General features: G+C 45.0%; 16 protein-coding genes. 8 read left to right on the top strand and 8 right to left on the bottom strand.

The genetic code is table 11. The features are described 5' to 3' along the window. The first annotated feature begins 20 nt into the window (after positions 1-20). From K339_RS0107045 to K339_RS0107030, 4 genes are read left to right on the top strand one after another with little or no spacing between them, the layout of a single operon-like run. On the top strand, positions 21-617 hold the full coding sequence (locus K339_RS0107045; protein ID WP_028522978.1) for an RNA polymerase sigma factor: 597 nt from the start codon (positions 21-23) through the stop codon (positions 615-617). A gap of 48 nt (positions 618-665) precedes the next feature. Further along, positions 666-1,787, top strand: coding sequence for a FecR family protein (locus K339_RS32840; protein ID WP_051397863.1), 1,122 nt, complete (start codon positions 666-668; stop codon positions 1,785-1,787). Positions 1,788-1,833: 46 nt separating this feature from the next. Beyond that, positions 1,834-5,433 carry a SusC/RagA family TonB-linked outer membrane protein gene (locus K339_RS32835; RefSeq protein ID WP_229598707.1) on the top strand — a complete coding sequence of 1,200 codons (3,600 nt, stop codon included), beginning with the start codon at positions 1,834-1,836 and terminating at the stop codon, positions 5,431-5,433. 30 nt (positions 5,434-5,463) lie between these two features. Beyond that, positions 5,464-6,966, top strand: a complete 1,503-nt coding sequence (locus K339_RS0107030) for a SusD/RagB family nutrient-binding outer membrane lipoprotein (RefSeq protein WP_028522977.1) — start codon at positions 5,464-5,466, stop codon at positions 6,964-6,966. A 63-nt stretch (positions 6,967-7,029) separates the two neighbouring features. Here K339_RS0107030 and K339_RS0107025 read toward each other — a convergent pair whose 3' ends face one another. Then, positions 7,030-7,503 (bottom strand): hypothetical protein, encoded by a 474-nt coding sequence (locus K339_RS0107025; protein WP_028522976.1) that lies wholly within the window; start codon positions 7,501-7,503, stop codon positions 7,030-7,032. A 117-nt stretch (positions 7,504-7,620) separates the two neighbouring features. On the opposite strand from K339_RS0107025, the gene K339_RS0107020 reads away from it, so the two are divergent. The 4 genes from K339_RS0107020 to K339_RS0107005 are packed head-to-tail and all read left to right on the top strand — an operon-like array spanning position 7,621 to position 12,163. Continuing rightward, positions 7,621-9,132 (top strand): S41 family peptidase, encoded by a 1,512-nt coding sequence (locus K339_RS0107020; protein ID WP_028522975.1) that lies wholly within the window; start codon positions 7,621-7,623, stop codon positions 9,130-9,132. 6 nt (positions 9,133-9,138) lie between these two features. Then, a complete protein-coding gene (locus K339_RS0107015) occupies positions 9,139-9,717 on the top strand; it encodes a TetR/AcrR family transcriptional regulator (RefSeq protein WP_028522974.1) in 579 nt (192 codons plus the stop codon). A 46-nt stretch (positions 9,718-9,763) separates the two neighbouring features. Then, positions 9,764-11,125 (top strand): lysophospholipid acyltransferase family protein, encoded by a 1,362-nt coding sequence (locus K339_RS32830; protein ID WP_051397862.1) that lies wholly within the window; start codon positions 9,764-9,766, stop codon positions 11,123-11,125. A gap of 57 nt (positions 11,126-11,182) precedes the next feature. After that, on the top strand, positions 11,183-12,163 hold the full coding sequence (locus K339_RS0107005; protein WP_028522973.1) for a metallophosphoesterase family protein: 981 nt from the start codon (positions 11,183-11,185) through the stop codon (positions 12,161-12,163). Positions 12,164-12,178: 15 nt separating this feature from the next. Here the strand turns inward: K339_RS0107005 and K339_RS0107000 are convergent, their stop codons facing one another. From K339_RS0107000 to K339_RS0106970, 7 genes are all read right to left on the bottom strand, one after another. Beyond that, positions 12,179-12,598: a nuclear transport factor 2 family protein gene (locus K339_RS0107000; protein ID WP_028522972.1), complete on the bottom strand. Its 420-nt coding sequence runs from the start codon at positions 12,596-12,598 to the stop codon at positions 12,179-12,181. Positions 12,599-12,672: 74 nt separating this feature from the next. Then, complete coding sequence (locus tag K339_RS0106995; RefSeq protein ID WP_037299499.1) at positions 12,673-13,308, bottom strand: response regulator transcription factor; 636 nt, start codon at positions 13,306-13,308, stop codon at positions 12,673-12,675. A gap of 38 nt (positions 13,309-13,346) precedes the next feature. Then, the gene (locus tag K339_RS0106990) at positions 13,347-15,323 is read right to left on the bottom strand and encodes a sensor histidine kinase (RefSeq protein ID WP_028522970.1); all 1,977 of its coding nucleotides are present in this window, start codon (positions 15,321-15,323) and stop codon (positions 13,347-13,349) included. Between the two features lie 77 nt (positions 15,324-15,400). After that, positions 15,401-15,571, bottom strand: coding sequence for a hypothetical protein (locus tag K339_RS37015; RefSeq protein WP_157607505.1), 171 nt, complete (start codon positions 15,569-15,571; stop codon positions 15,401-15,403). 24 nt (positions 15,572-15,595) lie between these two features. Further along, complete coding sequence (locus tag K339_RS0106980) at positions 15,596-16,096, bottom strand: hypothetical protein (RefSeq protein ID WP_028522969.1); 501 nt, start codon at positions 16,094-16,096, stop codon at positions 15,596-15,598. 9 nt (positions 16,097-16,105) lie between these two features. Further along, positions 16,106-17,146, bottom strand: a complete 1,041-nt coding sequence (locus K339_RS0106975; RefSeq protein ID WP_028522968.1) for a hypothetical protein — start codon at positions 17,144-17,146, stop codon at positions 16,106-16,108. Between the two features lies 1 nt (position 17,147). Further along, a complete protein-coding gene (locus tag K339_RS0106970; RefSeq protein WP_028522967.1) occupies positions 17,148-17,903 on the bottom strand; it encodes a hypothetical protein in 756 nt (251 codons plus the stop codon). Positions 17,904-17,976 lie beyond the last annotated feature (73 nt).

Here is a 17,976-nt window from a genome sequence, read left to right as displayed (position 1 = left end):
TCCTTACCCAAAGAATTAACATGGATACCCCCATCGACGAGCAACAACTTTGGCAGGATTTTCAGCAAGGTGACGACGACGCATACACCCAGCTTTATCGCCTCCACGTCAGAGCCATGTACCGTTATGGACTTAGTTTAGTGCCTGTTTCTGAAGCTTTTGTCTTGGATTGTATTCACGATGTATTTGCCGAAATTTGGGCAAAAAAAACACGCCTTACGGTTCCAGAAAACGTACGGTACTACCTGCTCAAATCCCTCAAAACCCGCATATTACACCTTCTCAAACGCCACGAGCGCCCGCATTTGTTTGTTTCTCAACCCGATTTTGATGACCTCTGGGCCGAACCTTCGAGCGATGAACTCCTGATGCAAGAAGAGGAGTCTTTTGATCGGGAACAGTTAATCAAACGCCTTGTTAGCCAGCTCCCCCCGCGCCAGCAGGAAGCCATACGACTACGTTTTGTAGAAAACATGGAATACACCCAAATCGCCGAACTCCTCTCCATGAATCGGCAATCTGCTCAAAATCTGGTCTTTAGAGCTGTCGAAAAATTAAGAAGTTGGCTACTTCCCTCCCTTTTTTATCTTTTTCAAGATTTTTTTAGCAGTAAGTGAGTATAGAAGCGAGAGATTGGTCATCTACGGACAAAAATCCTAAACACTGTGCCAAACCAATACGCTTTTTACTCGGCAGCAGATTTTGTCATCGACGATGCTTTTTTAAAGCACCAACTTACCCCCACCCCTGCTTCAATCGACTGGTGGAATCGCTGGCTTTCTGAAAACCCGTCCCAACAAGAAGAATGGAACAAAGCAGTGCGGTTGCTCGAAGCCGTGCGTTTGGGATTGAATGACTATACCCGTACCTACCTCACCCCCGAAACAGAAGCGATGTTGTTGTCGCGCATTCAGGCTACCAACCGACTGCATGACGAAGAGGAAGCGCCCATTCGCTCGCTCTGGAATCAGCCGTGGATTCGGTACGTGGCAGCAGCCAGTGTGATAAGTTTGATAGGTATCGGCTGGTGGGGACAGCAGTCATTTCAACGCCGCACTCAACCCTACCAAGCCTACGTGGCGACCCTCGATGAATCAAAAATTGAGAAGGTAAACCAAGGCGACAAACCTCTTCATTTTCAGCTTCCTGACGGCTCGCAAGTCACCCTTTTTGCCAAAAGTCGTTTGAGTTTTGATAATTTTTTTGGAAAAAAGAATCGCAGCGTTTATTTGTCGGGGAAAGCCTTTTTTGAGGTCAAAAAACAGCCAAATTCGCCATTTTTTGTGTATGCCAACGAGCTTGTCACCAAAGTCTTAGGCACCAGTTTTGTGGTACAAGCCTACCCCAACGACAAGCAAGTTGAAGTCCAAGTAAAGACGGGGAAAGTATCGGTATTTACCCAAAACGACCCCTCAAAAGCCCAAAAATTGAGCAACCGCGAATTAGAAGGAATTGTATTGACTCCTAACCAACAAATTACGCTCAATCGGCAAGAACTTCGACTGGCGCGGGCCTTGGTACCCGAGCCCCAGCTCTTGGCCCAGCCTATACCCCTGCCTGCATTCGAGTTTGAAGAAGCGCCCGTTCCGCAGGTGTTAGAGCTCATTGAAAAAGCCTATGGCGTCAATATTGTCTATGATGCCGAGCTTCTCTCCTCTTGCACCCTCACGGCTTCGCTTTCGGAAGAATCCCTCGCCCAAAAAATCAAATTGATTTGCCAGGCAATAGACGCTACCTCAGAAACCATTGATGCTCAAATTGTTATTTACTCCAAAGGTTGCCATTAGTTCCACTCTTTATATTCATTTTTTAATACCTAATCATCCCTCTTCTATGAGAAATCCTTTACGACTACGCAGTTTGGCGATGCGGACGGTTTGTGTAACCTGTACCCTGCTCCTACTGTCAGTATTGCTGATTGGCGTATCTTACGCCCGCGAAACATTCGCCCAAGAGTTGCTTCAGCAACGCATTACCCTTAAAGCCGACGAACAATCGGTAAAATCGGTTTTAACAAAAATCGAAAAGCTTACATCGGTCAAGTTTTTGTACAGCCCTAGCCTCATTAAGTCGGAGCGCAAGGTCAACCTAAATGCCGTTAACGAACCCCTCAGCAAAGTACTTGAATCGCTGCTTAGTCCGCTGCAAGTTTCGTACGAAGTGGCGGGAAAACAAGTTATTTTAAAGCAAGAGACCTTACCTCAACCCGTCGAGAAAAAAGCGTCCGCTAGCCATGAACCCTTCGCGGTTGAACAACCTATCACGGGAACCATCACCGATGCCAAAGGGGAAATTTTGGCGGGGGTAAGTGTATTGGTCAAAGGAACCAATCGCGGAACTTCTACCAACGGCGAAGGGAAATATAGCCTCGTCGCCCAACCGTCCGAAACCCTGGTTTTCTCGTTTGTTGGCTACATCAAGAAAGAAATGGTGGTTGGCAATCAGACAGAAATCAACCTTGTTTTAAACGAAGACACCCAAACCCTCGGTGAGGTGGTTGTCACGGCTTTGGGTATCAAACGCGACAAACGCGCCTTGGGTTATTCGATTCAGGAAATCAACGGAGAAAGCCTTGCTCAAGCCAAAGAAGCCAACGTAGCTACCTCATTGGCAGGGAAAATTGCGGGTGTACAAGTGACGCGCGCAGGCAACGGGGCAGGCGGTTCGTCGCGGGTCGTGATTCGCGGTGCCAACTCATTGGTGGGAAATAGCCAGCCTTTGTACGTCATCGACGGGATTCCGATGGATAACAGCAACGTAAATTCACCAAGCCGCTGGGGAGGAATCGACTACGGCGATGGTATTTCAAACATCAATCCAGAAGACATTGAAAGCATGTCGGTGTTGAAAGGGCCAAACGCCGCCGCCCTATACGGTCAGCGCGGAAGCAACGGGGTCATCTTGATTACGACCAAATCGGGCAAATCACGCAAGGGTGTAGGCATCAAATACGGCATTGATTATTCGATTGGAGACGCGCTAGTTTTGCCTGATTTTCAAGATGAATACGGCCAAGGACTTGACGGAACATTTACCCATTTCCGTGGCAACGATGGCAAAATTTACACGTGGGCAGCCGCAAAAGCCGCTAATATTCAAGGCATTCCCAAAATGAGTGGCGGACGCGACCGCTTTACCCGTGCCAGTTGGGGAGCAAAAATGGAAGGACAACAGTACGAAGACCAATGGGGAAATGTATTGAGCCTAACCCCTCAACCCAACACTTTCCAAACGTTTTTCAACAAAGAAAGACAGATGGCCAATAACATTAGCCTTGAAGGTGGAAACGACAATGTCAACTATCGCTTATCGTTTGGAAATACCAAAATCGACGGTTATACCCCAGGAAATACCCTCAACCGTAATAACATTAGCCTCCGTACAATGGCCAAACTTACTCCCAAGCTTGACCTTGACGTAAAAGCCAATTACATCGGTCAACGGGGCAACAATCGCCCGACGGTTTCGGATGCCGCCGACAACCCTGCCTATCTTTGGATCAGCCAACCGCGCTCCATTCCGATGAGCATTTTGGAAAACTCGACCTGGACGGCGGAAGATGTAAGCAAACAACTAGGCTACGGCACCACCCCGTTTATTGGTTTGGAAAAAACGTACGCCACCAACTCTTCAACGGCCAACCCTTATTGGACGCGCGACCATACCCGCAACTCCGACGACCGTCAGCGTTTGATTGGTTTGATAAAATTGAGTTATCAGTTTAATGACTGGATTCGTTTGACTGCCAAAACAGGTACCGACTTTTATACTGACCAGCGCCTTCGCTACCGCGAAAAAGGCACTTACCAAAGCCAAAATCGCAACGGGGATATTATCGAAGAAGTGACGCGCGTTCGCGAAGACAACAGCGACGTATTGCTGTCGTTGACGCCTGAGTTGTCAAAAGATTTTTCATTGTCGCTCAACCTCGGTGCCAACCACCAGAAATTTTACGCCCGTACCACAGGAAATACGGGTACGGAGTTTATTGCGCCTAATTTGTATTCCATCAACAACACCCTCATCAATTCCTACGTTTTCAACCTCTCAGAATCATCCATCAATTCCGTTTATGCCGCAGGTTCGGTAGGTTTTCGGGACTATTTGTTTGTTGATTTCTCAGCACGAAACGACTGGTCTTCTACACTTTCTCCCGCCAACAACTCCTTTTTCTACCCTGCTGTCAGCGGTAGTTTGGTCGTAACCGATGCCTTAAATCTCCAAAACTCGACCCTCAGCTTCTTAAAAGTTCGTGCCTCGTGGGCACAAGCGGGAAGTTCAGGAAGCCCGTACCAGTTGACGGGGAACTATGCGCTCGACCAAACACCACACGGCGGGCAGCCTTTGGGGTCGTTTACCTCAATTATTCCAGACCCTAACCTCAAAAACGAGCTAACAACGTCGCTTGAATTGGGGCTTGAAGCACGTTTTTTCAAAAACCGTTTGGGATTGACGTTTGCATACTACGATGCAAGTACCAAAAACCAAATTCTCAATATTCCATTGCCTCCGTCGAGTACTTTCACGTCACGCCGCATCAACGCGGGCGAAATTCGTAACCACGGCATTGAATTGTCCATTACAGGTACGCCCGTGCGGACCGAAACAGGCTTCTCGTGGGATGCCACTTTCAACTTCTCTCGCAACCGCAACCAAGTCGTTGAATTGGCCGAGGGAGTTTCGACTTTCTTGTTGGGCGACGACCGCAACGTACAAGTTATCGCTACCCCAGGCAAGCCATTCGGAACCATCATCGGTAACGGTTTTCAATGGCTGCGCGACGACAAAGGCAACCGTTTGATTGACCCAACGACGGGTTTACCGCTCAAAACCAATGCGAAGTCGTTGTACGAAATTGGCAGCGCGTTACCCAACTGGATTGGTGGTTTTAACAATACCTTCCGCTACAAAGGCTTCAGCTTGTCTGGCTTGATGGACGTAAGCCAAGGTGGAAAAATATTTTCACAAAGTTTGCGGGAAGAATTGGTATTCGGAACCAACAAAAAGACCCTTCCTGGGCGCGATGGCTCATACGTAGCGGATGGTGTGGTGGCACAAAAAAATGCTGACGGTACTTGGACAAGCACAGGCCAAGCCAATACCAAACAAGTAAGAGCCCAAGACTACTGGAACGTCATTGCTCCTGACAAAGACAACGTTGTGTCGGAAGAAATGCTCAACGACGCCAGTTATATCATGTTCAGAGAACTTACGTTCAACTATCAATTGCCGTCTAAAATCATCAGCAAAACGCCTTTCCGCAACATTCGTGCGGGAGTTTACGGACGCAATTTGTTCTACTTACAACGCAAAACCGACGGCTACGCCCCCGAAGCCTCGTCGTTCAACGTCAACAATTCGTCGCTAGGTCTTGAGTCCACCTCGTTGCCATTGTTACGTTATTTTGGCTTTAGCTTGAATTTAGAACTCTAACCACCACTTTCCTCTAACGACTTTCAACTCATGAAATCTATAAAAATCAAATCGCTTGTGATGGTAGGGGCGCTTTTTGTAGCGCAAGGCTGTACCGAAGATTTTGAAAAAATCAATACGCCTCCCACCACCCTCTCCACCATCGACCCAGGACTTATTTTGTCCAAAGCTCAAAAAGATGCGGCCTTTTCGGAAGGCTACGAATACCCCAATAACCAATTTGGCTCGTGGATACAGCACTGGGCAGGTGGCGTGCTTATTTCGAGTTCTAGGTACATCCAACAAACCGATGATAACCTTTGGAATGACCATTATGCCTTGATTCGGAATATTTCACAAATCAGAACTCAATTGCTCAAAGGGCGCGAAAATGACCCCAAAGCACGTACCAAACTAGCCATTGCAAGGATTGTAGAGATTTCGATTTGGCAACGTTTGACAGATTTGTTTGGCGACGTTCCTTTCTCCGAAACTGCCTTGGGCGTAGATGCAGTCAATAATCAACCCAAGTTTGATACGCAAGATGCTATTTATAAAAAGTTGATACAAGACTTGGACGCTGCGCTCTCTCAAATTACGCCTACCGACGATAGCTACGGGACAGCTGACTATTATTTCAAAGGCAATATTACGCAGTGGAAAAAATACGGCAACTCACTCAAGTTGCGCCTTGGGATGCGTATCCGTTACGCAGACGCGGCTTTGGCTCAAAAAACCGTTACCGAGGCCATGAGTCAACCCCTACTTGAAAGCAATACCGACAATGCAGCCGTACCAACGTTTAACGACGCTACCAACGCCAACGTACACCCAGTATTGAACCATTGGCTGGCGGGTAGCCCCGACCTCAAATACTTGGCCGCCCCCTTGGTAGCGCAATTGGTAAACTCTAAAGACCCGCGCCTTGCTCGCCTTGTGCAACCCACGGTCAATTCGGTGAAGGCTGGCGCACCTGCCTATAAAGGTATTGGTGTGGCCCTTACGGATGAGCTTTTGAAAACCATCATCAAAGATGACTATTCAACTGCCTCACAAACCACATTTTTCAACAAAGCTTACAGTCCCGCCATTGCATGTTTGGCCATGTCGTACTCAGATGTTTGTTTTTACAAAGCAGAAGCGGCCCTCGAAAGCTGGGGTGCGACGCCTGACCAAGCGGAGAAGTTTTATCAGGATGGGGTAAGGGCTGCTTTGGCGCAAAACCCATACAATATCACCACAGTACCTGCTGATTTTCAAAAGGAACTCTCATTTACGGGTTTGAGTAAAGACGAAAAGTTGGAAAAAATCGGTACCCAAAAATGGATTCAGCTATTTGGTCGTTCGTACGAAGCTTTTATCGAATGGCGTAGAATGGGTTATCCTGCCTTAAAAGCAGGGCCAAATTTGGGCTCGACCAACGGCCAAATTCCACGCCGAGCCATTTATTCGTCGCGTGAGACTTTGCTAAACAAAACCAATTATGACGAAGCCGTTAAGCGTCTTGCCAACGGCAACTCATATACCTCTAAAGTGTGGTGGGATAAGAAATAACCACTGTTTCTATTTTATGTTAAGGCAAACCAAGCTAGTTTTGGTTTGCCTTTTTTTATTTTACTAAACATAAACGGCTTCCGTTTCCCAAGTAAATTGAGGAAGTTTTATGGTACTCAAAAGTTGTTCCTCCAGCATATTTGCCCATTCCGAAATATACAGCACCACGTCATCGCGATAATTATGACGCAAATGGCGTTTGTTTTCGGGCAAACGATTCAAAATTCGTCGGTCCGAAAGTCGTTCTAAATGCTTCAAATCGTCCGAATCCAAACCTGCGTCTATCATCTCATTGATGAGCAAATCCATCGGTAGCCCGCTCGTAGGGCAATATTCATTCAATTGTTCATTCCAATCTCCCCTGCCGTTGGCTAGGGCATGGGCATGAATTTCGGCTTTGGTAAGCTTCGTAATTTCTTGCGCTAAATTTCCACAATTACAGCTCCCCATGTGTCCCCATTGGTACGGAGAGCCTTGTTCAATCTTACGAGCCGTTCGACGAAGAGCGACAATGAGGTCGAGATTAGGACGTGCCATAGCCTTATACGTTTTTATTTATGGTTTATGAGAAATCAAACCGAGTGTCTAGGTTTTTTGTTTTCAAGCAATTTATGTATTTTTTTGTAAAGCAGTCAATGAATATTACAATCAATCATGACCCCAAAAAAACAATTTGTACCCTCCACCTTCCTGTTTGGTATTTTTCTTCTGCTCAGTTCGTGTAGCCGCCAATACGTTCCTGACACTACCTACAGTGTCGAACAAATCAAGCAAGATTTTAAGCTCATGCGCCATGCTTTGGAAGAATCTCACCCAGGTATTTATCGTTACACCTCCCCTGATTCTATTCGTTGGGTTTTTGAACAAACCGAAAAGTTGCTCGACCATCCCATGACGGAGCTGGAATTTCGGCGCACGGTCAACCCCATCTTTTCGTACATCCGTTGTGGTCATACCGACATTTATCCGTCGAAAGGGTATTCAAAATACATCAAAAAAAACAAACCAAAAGAGTTTCCTTTGGGGTTGTATTACGTTGAAAACAAGCTTCGTATTCTCCAAAATCGAACGGACGACACTACCTTGGTCGTTGGCACCGAAGTGGTCTCCATTGATGGGCAACCTGCGGCTGATATTGTTGCGAAAATGCGCCAACTTGTTCCTTCCGACGGTTATAATCAAACGTTTAAAACGACGGTAATCAACGGCAATTTTGGCGGCTTTTATCGCTATTTGTACGGAAATAAAGAAACATTTGAAATCACCGTACAAGATTCATTAGGAAAAAAACGGGGGCTTAAACTTAGTTTTAATAAACCACCCAAACCCACAAAAAAAGCCAGCGTTCCTGCCAAACCTACCAGCAATCAACCACCAAAAACACCCGTAGCAACGCCCAAGTTGATGGTCAAGACCAACCCAAAATTGCGCACATTGAAGCAATCTGAAAAAGACAGTACAGTGGCTATTTTGGACATCAACACCTTTAGTGACGACCGTTATCGCCGATTTTATCGCCGTTCTTTCAAGGCATTAAAAACCCAGAATATCAAACACTTAATCATTGACCTGCGGGCCAATGGTGGGGGAAAATCAGACGCGAGCATTAATTTGATGTCGTACCTCCTCGATTCCGATTATACTGTCTATGACACGGCGGCGGCCATCACCCTTCGTCCTTCGTACCAACACTATTACGGGCACAAATTTCCACGCTTTTTTACGCGTTATTTTTGGTCAAAAAAACTTCCTGACGGTCGCCGAAGCAGTCGTTCTGCCCAGCGCGTTCAAAAACCTACCCGTCGCTATGGTTTCAAAGGACAGGTGTATTTGCTCACCAATGGCGGGTCGTTTTCTGCTGCAGCCATATTTCCCTCCATGATTCAACAGTATAACCCTCGGGCGGTAGTGATAGGCCGCGAAACAGGCGGCGGGCGCCACGGCTGCAATGCGTTTATTTCTCCCTACCTGACCCTGCCGCATACGCAAGCAAAAGTGCGCATTCCCGTATTTAAGTTGGTACTAAACATTCCAGGCGCCGACATAGGCCACGGAGTTCAACCCAACTTCCCGATTGAATACCGTTTTGAAGATGTCAGAAAAGCCCGCGATTTGGACGTTGAGCGTGCGTATGAATTAATCAATGCTTCCAAAAGTGAAAAATAAGCTGCCATGAGAACCAAAGACGAAAGTAAGGTACAATTGATTCTAAAAACGGCCCTAAAGATGATTGCTCGGGTGGGCTTGGCTGGCCTCAAAATGTCGGATTTAGCGAAAGAAGCAGGGGTGGCGACGGGAACTGTTTATATCTATTTTGAAGACAAAAATCAGTTGATTCGGGAGTTGTATTTGTACTTAATGCACGAAAATACCAATGACCTTACCCAAGAACTCACGGGCGACGAGCCTTTGAAAATAAAAATCAAAAAAATGGCCCGTAATTTTCTGGAAAACAACATTCAAAACCCAGAATACGGTGCTTTTTTAGAACAATATTTTCGTTCGCCTTATTTTCAAGAAGACGATACAACCCGCAAAGAAGAAGACCAAGCGTTACAGCCTATTTACCAACTTGTACTCGAAGGGCAACGCCAAAGTTTAATCAAAGAGGCTAATCCCGAACTTTTGGTAACGTTGGTATCGGGCATGTTACATGAACTCGCTAAACAAACAATTTATACCCAAAAGCCTGTTTCAAGTGCCGATTGGGAAATGACTTTCAGCGTGATTTGGGACGGCATTCGTGCCTAGAAATGAATAGTGTTTTTTTGAGCAAAAAACTAATCCCCTAGCCTTTATGCTTTTTTACACGTTATTGAAATTTATCCTCAAAATTGCCCTTAGGGTATTTTTTCGACGGTTTCAGGTGGATGGACTTGATAAATTGCATCGGGCGAAAGGACCGCTCATTTTGGCCGTAAACCACCCAAATACGTTTATGGATCCGCTCATTATCGCTACCTTGGTGAGGCAACGGGTCGCCTTTATTGCCAATGGCAGCATCTTCAATCGGTTTACTCGGCCCATTTTTAAGTACTTTCATGTGATTCCCGTTTATCGCAAAAAAGATACTGCCGCAAGCTCACTCTCTCCCGCCGAGCTCAACAAGCAAACTTTTCAGCGCTGTTATGATTATTTAGAAACCAAAGGTACCATTCTAATTTTTCCCGAGGGTACGAGCGAAATTGAGCGGCGTTTGCGAGAGATAAAAACAGGAACGGCCCGCATTGCCCTTGGTGCCGAAGCCGAGCACGGGTTTAATTTAGGGGTTCAAATTTTACCCATTGGCCTCAATTATTCTGATCCAACGCACTTTCGGTCGGAGGTTTTTGTCAACGTAGGCGAGCCCATTCACGTCCGTGACTTTAAGGAAAGTTATCGCCCCGATTCGTTTGAAGCCGTTGAAACCCTAACCGATTTGATTCAGCAACGACTTACCGAAACCGTCATTATCACCGAAGATGCCGAAGAGGATAGTTTGGTATTGCAGGTAGAAAAACTGTACAAAAACCAGCTTTTTGATGAGCTTCAACTCAACCAAAAAGTAAAAAAAGACGAATTTGGGCTCATTAAACAGCTAATTACGGCCGTTCGATACTTTGAAACGCAGCATCCTGACAGACTAAAATCACTGCAAGTGAGGATGACAAATTATTTGGAGTCGCTTCAAAAGCTTCACCTTTCTGACCGAATTTTCACCCAAACCAAACGGTTATATAATCACCTGAGCAGCACACTTTTAACACTTTTACTGGGGCTTCCTTTGTATTTAATTGGCCTCATCACCAACTACATACCGTATATTTTGCCTTCAAAAATTGCTCGCCTAATTTCGTCCGACATCAGTTACCGCGCCCCAATCATGATGACAGTAGGCATCGTATTCTTCCCCATTTTTTACGGCGTAGAAATTTACCTTGCCCAGCTTTTATTCAAAAATACGTGGTTGACACTTCTTTTTGCGGTGTCGTTGCCCTTTTTAGGCTATTTTGTGCTTTGGTATTGGGATCGTCTTACTCGACTTACTCACCTTTGGCAAGCCCTGCGCTTATTTCGCCAAAAACCAAGTTTAATGGAGTCGCTATCGGCTGAACGGACAAAAATTTTCAAAGCGCTGGAGGAAGCCAAAAGGCTTTATTTAGCCATCAACAAAGACTAAACTCGTGTTGAGGGTTGCTCACAACCCGACGCAAAACCCCGTAAATAACATACCAGAATGAACAGAAGAAACATACTAAAAAGCGGAATAGCCTTCGTGGGAGCAGCTGGATTGAAAAATTCAAATGTTGTTGCCGAGCAAAATCGGGGAAGTTTTGCGCTCGATGGAAACGTAATACGCTTTTACCACCCCGCCATCAAAGAACGTTTTAACATCACGATGTTAGCAGATACGCACCTGTTTAAAGACGATGAACGCGGCGTTCCTTTTCAGCAATTTAGCGGAAGAATGGCCAAAGCTTACAATCAAACCATTCATTTTCAAACGGGAGCGGCTACAAACCCAGAGGAGAGTTTTCGGAAAACACTTGAAATAGCAAAACAAGATCAATCTAAATTGGTCGCTTTAATTGGTGACATTTTCAGTTTTCCTTCGGAGGCTGCCGTGGAATGGGTAGCGTCTCAATTAAAAGAAGCGCAACTGCCCCACCTCTACGTGACAGGAAACCACGATTGGCATTACGAAGGCATGGAAGGTTCAAGTCATTCGTTGAGAGACACTTGGACACAAAAAAGGCTTCGCCCAATGTACCAAAACGATCATCCTTTAATGACCGTTCGTGAAATCAACGGCGTTCGTTTTCTAGCCCTCGACAACTCCACTTACCAAATTACGCCTGAGCAGTTGGCTTTTTTCCGAAAAGAGGCCACCACCCAACAGCCGCTTGTGCTCATGGTACACATCCCACTTTATGCCCCTGAGCGTTCCTTGGGGTTTGGCTGTGGACACCCAAAATGGAACGCCCAAAACGACAAGAATTACCAACTCGAACGCCGCGAGCGCTGGCCCGAAACGGGTCATTCGCAGACTACCATGCAATTTCACAAAGAAGTGTTCTCTTGTCCCAATTTGCTTGGTATTTTGGCTGGACATACGCACAAGCCAACCCTCGACGTTGTTAATGGCATTCCTCAAGTCATCACTCCACCCAATGCGACGGGCGGGTATTTGAAGGTCGAAGGGATACCAACTCTATAAAATGATTTAAGAGGACTATTTCTGCGCTTTTTGAGCAGTATGCTGAGAGGCGGCAAACATCCATTTGGGTGAGCCATTGACAACCTGTTTCAGCATGGTATAGGTAAAGTAAATCTGTGCTGTACCGTAGTGATGAATGCCACTGACGACAGCCAAATCACCCGAACGAAAAATCTTCAAATCAGACACGCTACTCTGTACACCTTTACCGCCTTCATTATTCTTTAAAACACTCTCACGCGTACTGAATCCACTACCATTGCTGTACCGAAAATCGTCGGTAAGGCGGTTTTTGAAAAAATTATAGGCCGAAACAGAGTATTCACCCAAAAACTCTTGTAAGGCCGTTTCGACTTCGGCAGTGGAGTTGGACTGGGCAAAGCTGGGAACAATAAGCCCCGACAATACAACAAGGGTAAGGAGTGCTTTTTTCATAATAGTAATGTTTGGTTTTGTTTCACCAAAATTACTGGTTGTTTACGCGCTGGCGCATCCCCAATTTTGGTAGTTTATACCAGCCTTTGCTCAATGGCTTTGACTACGGCTTCGGGCGCAGAATTGACGTGGAGTTTTTCGTAAATGTGTTTGATGTGGTAGTGAACCGTATGAAAACTTAGCGAACAAGCATCCGCTATCATTTTGTAACTCATGCCTTTAACCATGCAGGTCAACACTTCTTTTTCCCGCTCCGTGAGTTCGATATACGTAGCTTCGGCTTGTACAAACTGGCTCTGAAACATCTGCATCACCCTGAGCGCAATGGCGGGCGACATGTGAGCGCCGCCCCTGTACACATCCTGAATGGCCTCAAGAACTTCATCCGGGTCAGGGCTTTTGAGGACGTAGCCCGACGCCCCGCCACAAACCGCCGAAAAAATGCGGTGGTCGTCTTCAAAAATAGTGTGTATCAGTACTTTGGTATCAGGATAGGCCGCTTTGATGCGCTGCATCGCTTCGATTCCCGATAACCCTGGCATTTGAATATCCATCAACACCACATCTGGACGGTGTTTACGAATTTTGGCAACGGCATCGTTGGCATCCTGATAAGCACCCGCCAGATAAACGCCTTCTGTGTGGTTAAAATACAGGGAAAGACTTTGGCGCAGGGCTTTGTTATCTTCAAAAATGACGAGGCTAATCATGTTGATTATCAGTTTTGTATGGATTTGTGTTCTTTGTGCTATTCATGGTGAACTTTGTGGTTAAATAGAATGATAATTTCTACTTCTGTTCCCACTTCCGACGACTTGACTTTCACCTCAAATCCCCCTTCTTTAGCCCGCTTCTGAAAATTTTTCAGGCCGTTTCCATCCTGAGTCTGAGCAACATCGAAGCCCTTTCCATCGTCTGAGATACGGACGTGTAAATCAGCCTTTTGCTGAAAAATGCGAACCTGAGCATTAGCAGCCTGACTGTGTTTGGCGATGTTGTGCAAGGCTTCTTTATAGACCAGATACAGGTTTCGCCGCTGTTCCATCGAAAAAACGGGTAACTGCGAAACGGGCACTTCATTCTCAAAAACAAACGCAATGCCGTGGGGCATAAGCAGTTTAAAACCCACCGATTTCATCTTTTCCACCAACTTGTCGGGTGCATCGTTGTCAGGATTGAGCGCCCATATCGTGTCCCGAATGGTATGAATGGCCTCCTGCGAGTCGGTGGTCATTTGGCCTAATACGGCTTTGACCTCCTCCTGCTCATGCCCCATTTTTTTCTCAATCACTTTGGCCGACGTGGCTATTCCTGTAAGCGTAGCCCCCACTTCATCATGTAAATCACGGGCGATTTCATCCCGAAGTTGCAGGAGTTTGTTTTGCTGCCGCAGGTTTTCCTGAAGCTGCACAATGAGTTGTTGTTGGGTGCGGGTCTGGTCTTTGCGGTGTTGGTTGGTTCGTTCGGCGAGAATAAAACCGAGAAGAATGATTTCGATTAACGTGCCCGGAACAAAGAAATTATTGTAGGGAGTATATGGCAGCCACTCGATGTTGTATAACGCAAACATGCTGATAATCATGGCCGAAAGGCTAATGCTAAACGCAATGGCATACAGCCAGACTTGTTTTAGGTTTTTGATAGCTACATAAATCAGGCTGATTAATAAAAGAAATAATACCAGTAAAATAAATCCTCCCCAATCTAATTTGAGCCAAAGGAGAAGCCGAAAAAGGGGCGAGATAAACGAGGGCTCAACCAGTTGGGTCAGTTGCGTTACGGCTGCATTTGCGTAGTATAACCCGTTGAAACCTAATATAGCCCAATACAGGCTTTTTGAGTAAAAACGTAGATTGAGAAGATGAACATGAAAAAGCGACCAGCAAAGCAAGTAGGCGAACGCCGTATTGAAATAGGTATTTATTTTTAAAAAGCTGTAAAAGTCGAGGTAAAACAAGATAATGCTCAACATCAACAGGGCATACCAGCCAATCAGGGGATCACGAAGACGAACCGCGAAAATAAAGGCATATAAAAACACGAGCACATAAATGCCTAATGAAAAACTTTGCCAGGTGGTGTTTGTTCGTTGATACGTAAGCGCTTGTTCCAAACCACCGATATGTACAAAATCTCCGTGGGCATTTCCTGAAACAATAGAAAGATAAACAAGGGAAGGTGTACGGCCGATTGGAAAAACGGGAGGCTTTTGGTGTACTTGTTGGTATAATGCAGGCGTTGACTCTCCTGCCTGAAACGCCTGTTTCTGACCGTTTTCGTCAAAAATAACGGCCTCCATCCGACGAAACCCTCGATAGCTGTGAGTGAGGTATAGTTCTTCGCTTGTTTTATTCTTTACGTCAACCCGTAGCCAGATTTTATCGTAGAAATAGCCAAACTGAACCACTTCTTTTTGATTCAGCATGTTGAACGAGTCCAACGGGAACTTTGCTATTTGGTCAACTGTCAGCTTGTGCGTGGCGTCTCTATACACATAAACATAGGGAGCAATCGCGTTGGCTTTGGAGGCATCAGTAATGGTCAGCACGGGCTGTGCTGCCAACGAAAGCGAAAAAATAAAAAACAAAGCAAACAGGCGCATGGAAGCATCGGTTGATTTCCAGTAGGTAATTTGCAAAGATACTTGGTCTTTTTCAACCCCACCCTCCCCAATCTTGGTAGCCTGCCTTACTTTTGAGTGGGGATAATTAAGGGAGAAAAACAAGTGGGTTATTTTTCTAGTAGTTCCATCGTAATAGTAAATAAAAACTACCTAACGACTGAACTACAGATGAATGATTGTTATTTCGTAAGCTCTCCAGTGTCGGTGGCTTTTCCATCTTCCACTATGACGGCTTTCCACGTACCTACCAGATTTTTTTCAATGGTGGGGGCAACGCACTCCTCGGATTTGGAGCTACAGCCGATAAATAAAACAGCAATAATGAAAAAAGCAGCAAGGTGTTTGAACATAAATAAATGGTTAAATGAAATGAATTATTGAATGTGTTGAAAAAGCGTTTTGGCAAAATCACTGCGTAAGGTTTTATCCACTAAATCGGTGTGGAGGTCGGAGTAGAGGATATGTTGGGTATCGGTGGTTTTTAGGACAAAGTTGAGATTATGTACGTCGTTGATTGCCACGCCTCGGCTGGCTTGGGAGTTTTCGCGGTAATCGGCCGTGGTGACCAAAAGGCAACTCCCATCGGCGAGGGTTTGGGCGTGTTGTATCACAAAATCTCCAAGCCGCGTTTGTTGCCCCTCCAAGTAAGGTTGAAATGTTTGTTGCCAGTTGGGATTGGAAATGGCTTGCTTGGCCACCGTGATAGAAAGTTCCTCGGCAAATGCCTCTGCAACGTCTGTCATGCCGACAGCGGAGGCATCTTTAAGCTGCTTGATTAAGTTTTGCGTACCCGATTTGGTACGGTAGTTTTGGAATAGACGGTAGCCTACATAGACGGCGGCAGCCCCTGCTAAAAGGATGATTCGGGTTTTCATAAAGGTATCTTAGTCGTTTTCTTTTTCAAAAATGTGTAAAGTGCCTACTTGGTCTAAAACATATATTTTGCCTGTGCTGACCTGTATATCTTTTAATAAACCTTTTCGGCCTGGTACTTCGATATACCACAAAAGTGCTAAGGTATTATAATCCAATACGCCAATATGGGTGGTGGTCATCATAGTCGTATTAGCTGTAAAAAACAGTTGGTTATCTTGATACTGCCACAGACCTACTTTTAGATTGGGTTCTAACATACTTTCCACCGTTACGTTGCGGAGTATTTTTCCCGTTTTTGCATCTATTTCAATAAGCGTACTTGGCGAAGGAACAGAACTGATACTGCTCTTAAAACTCAATAAGGTTTGTTTTTCCTCAATGTATTTCACATGTGCATCTGAAAGTTTTAAGTCCTCTCCCAAAACCTGCATTAGTCGCCCCGAATTGGCATCAAGACGAAGCAGGCTATGGCGATTATTTTTATAATCATTGGCCAACACCCACAAGTTATCCTCTACTGCCGTTAGTACCGAGCGGATTTGACCGTATTCACTCAAATCTACTTCCCATTCGTATTCGCCTGTGAGAAGGGAGAGGGATTTAACTAATATCCAACCATCATTTATTACGAGATTATTGTTATTGAATAGCTTGATTCCAAATTCAAAATCTTCTGAAACAATAGTTTTTTCAGATGTATTTACATTGTAAATCACTAAGCTGCTTTTATTATACTTTTTTTCAAATCCAATAAATTCGCCTTCTTTTTTGGTTAAAAATTGTGGATTAATATTTTTTAAGTCAATAATTTCACCTGTATTTAGTTCCATTATGTATTGTTTGTACACAAAAACAGAATTAGTATAGTCTTCAAAACTATCGCTGAAATAGAAGTAATCATTTGAAAAAAAGTGGCCACAGGATGAACTATTAGTATTTACTTTTTCCAAATTTAAGTACAGATTATTGTCTTTATTAGAATAACTCAAATATTCTCCAAAGACTGAAAAGTCAGAAGTATTGTAAATTTGGTTGGCTATACGATACATATCATTTGACTTTAATGAAATTATAAAATGAATTATTGCTGTCCGCGGCAATAGCAGCAAATCTTGATTGATAATCAGCCTTATTTGGATTTACTGGGATATTATTCCAAATACTACTTCTCAAAGCAAGATTTCCCCAAATAGAGTCAAAAACTTGCAGTCCTTGTGGAGTTAGACCAGGTTCTGCTCCATTGTTATACATCATCAGCTTAAACTTTTCTTTCACTTGGGGTGCATTTACGCCCTTTTTGGAGTCAAACCAGTATTCGAGTTTGTCCATGGAGGTTACGCGGGTTTGGTCGGAGAGATACGTTTTAAACTGCTGCACACTGCCCGATGTACCCTCTACAAATTTTTGAAAAGCTATACCGTTGAGTTCCCAGCTTTTACATTCCACTATTTTATCACCCTCTTGAATAATATCTGCAAAGGCTGTATTGATTTCGCCGCCGTCATTGATGGTTTCAATCAGTGTTTCAAAACCCGTAACGGTGCTAATACTGTTGGGGTTATGTAGGGTGCGTATCACAAAGGCCGTTGCTGCGGTTTGGTAAGGGCTAGCATTTCGCATACCCTGATTTTCCTTTACCAAATCCAAGGTTGTGCGTAGTGTTCGGCAGAACACTGCGTACTGAACATAAGAGGCCGTTTGTAACGGCCCTTCCAAGCCTGATAAACTCTCCAAATAGCTTAATTTTATGATATTTCGAGCCTGCAAATACCATTGATTTTTACGGTTATTTGGTTGATATTCCAAGTTGGTCGGGCAGTTAAAAACTGCCATCTATTCTTAGTACGCAGTGTTCTATCGAACACTACGCACAACTGGG

This window comes from Runella limosa DSM 17973 (assembly GCF_000482465.1).
GTDB classification, from domain to species: Bacteria; Bacteroidota; Bacteroidia; order Cytophagales; family Spirosomataceae; genus Runella; species Runella limosa.
The sequence above is the reverse complement of the archived record's forward strand: the minus strand, read 5'-3'. Positions and strand labels throughout refer to the sequence as shown.

Excerpts from the sequence above, each read along its gene's own strand:
- K339_RS0107030 (WP_028522977.1), top strand. The coding sequence starts at position 5,464 with ATGAAATCTATAAAAATCAAATCGCTTGTGATGGTAGGGGCGCTTTTT.
- K339_RS37015 (WP_157607505.1), bottom strand. The coding sequence starts at position 15,571 with ATGTTCAAACACCTTGCTGCTTTTTTCATTATTGCTGTTTTATTTATC.
- K339_RS0107045 (WP_028522978.1), top strand. The coding sequence starts at position 21 with ATGGATACCCCCATCGACGAGCAACAACTTTGGCAGGATTTTCAGCAA.
- K339_RS0107000 (WP_028522972.1), bottom strand. The coding sequence starts at position 12,598 with ATGAAAAAAGCACTCCTTACCCTTGTTGTATTGTCGGGGCTTATTGTT.
- K339_RS0107005 (WP_028522973.1), top strand. The coding sequence starts at position 11,183 with ATGAACAGAAGAAACATACTAAAAAGCGGAATAGCCTTCGTGGGAGCA.
- K339_RS0106980 (WP_028522969.1), bottom strand. The coding sequence starts at position 16,096 with ATGAAAACCCGAATCATCCTTTTAGCAGGGGCTGCCGCCGTCTATGTA.
- K339_RS32830 (WP_051397862.1), top strand. The coding sequence starts at position 9,764 with ATGCTTTTTTACACGTTATTGAAATTTATCCTCAAAATTGCCCTTAGG.
- K339_RS0106975 (WP_028522968.1), bottom strand. The coding sequence starts at position 17,146 with ATGTATCGTATAGCCAACCAAATTTACAATACTTCTGACTTTTCAGTC.
- K339_RS0107020 (WP_028522975.1), top strand. The coding sequence starts at position 7,621 with ATGACCCCAAAAAAACAATTTGTACCCTCCACCTTCCTGTTTGGTATT.
- K339_RS0106995 (WP_037299499.1), bottom strand. The coding sequence starts at position 13,308 with ATGATTAGCCTCGTCATTTTTGAAGATAACAAAGCCCTGCGCCAAAGT.
- K339_RS32835 (WP_229598707.1), top strand. The coding sequence starts at position 1,834 with ATGAGAAATCCTTTACGACTACGCAGTTTGGCGATGCGGACGGTTTGT.
- K339_RS0107015 (WP_028522974.1), top strand. The coding sequence starts at position 9,139 with ATGAGAACCAAAGACGAAAGTAAGGTACAATTGATTCTAAAAACGGCC.
- K339_RS0107025 (WP_028522976.1), bottom strand. The coding sequence starts at position 7,503 with ATGGCACGTCCTAATCTCGACCTCATTGTCGCTCTTCGTCGAACGGCT.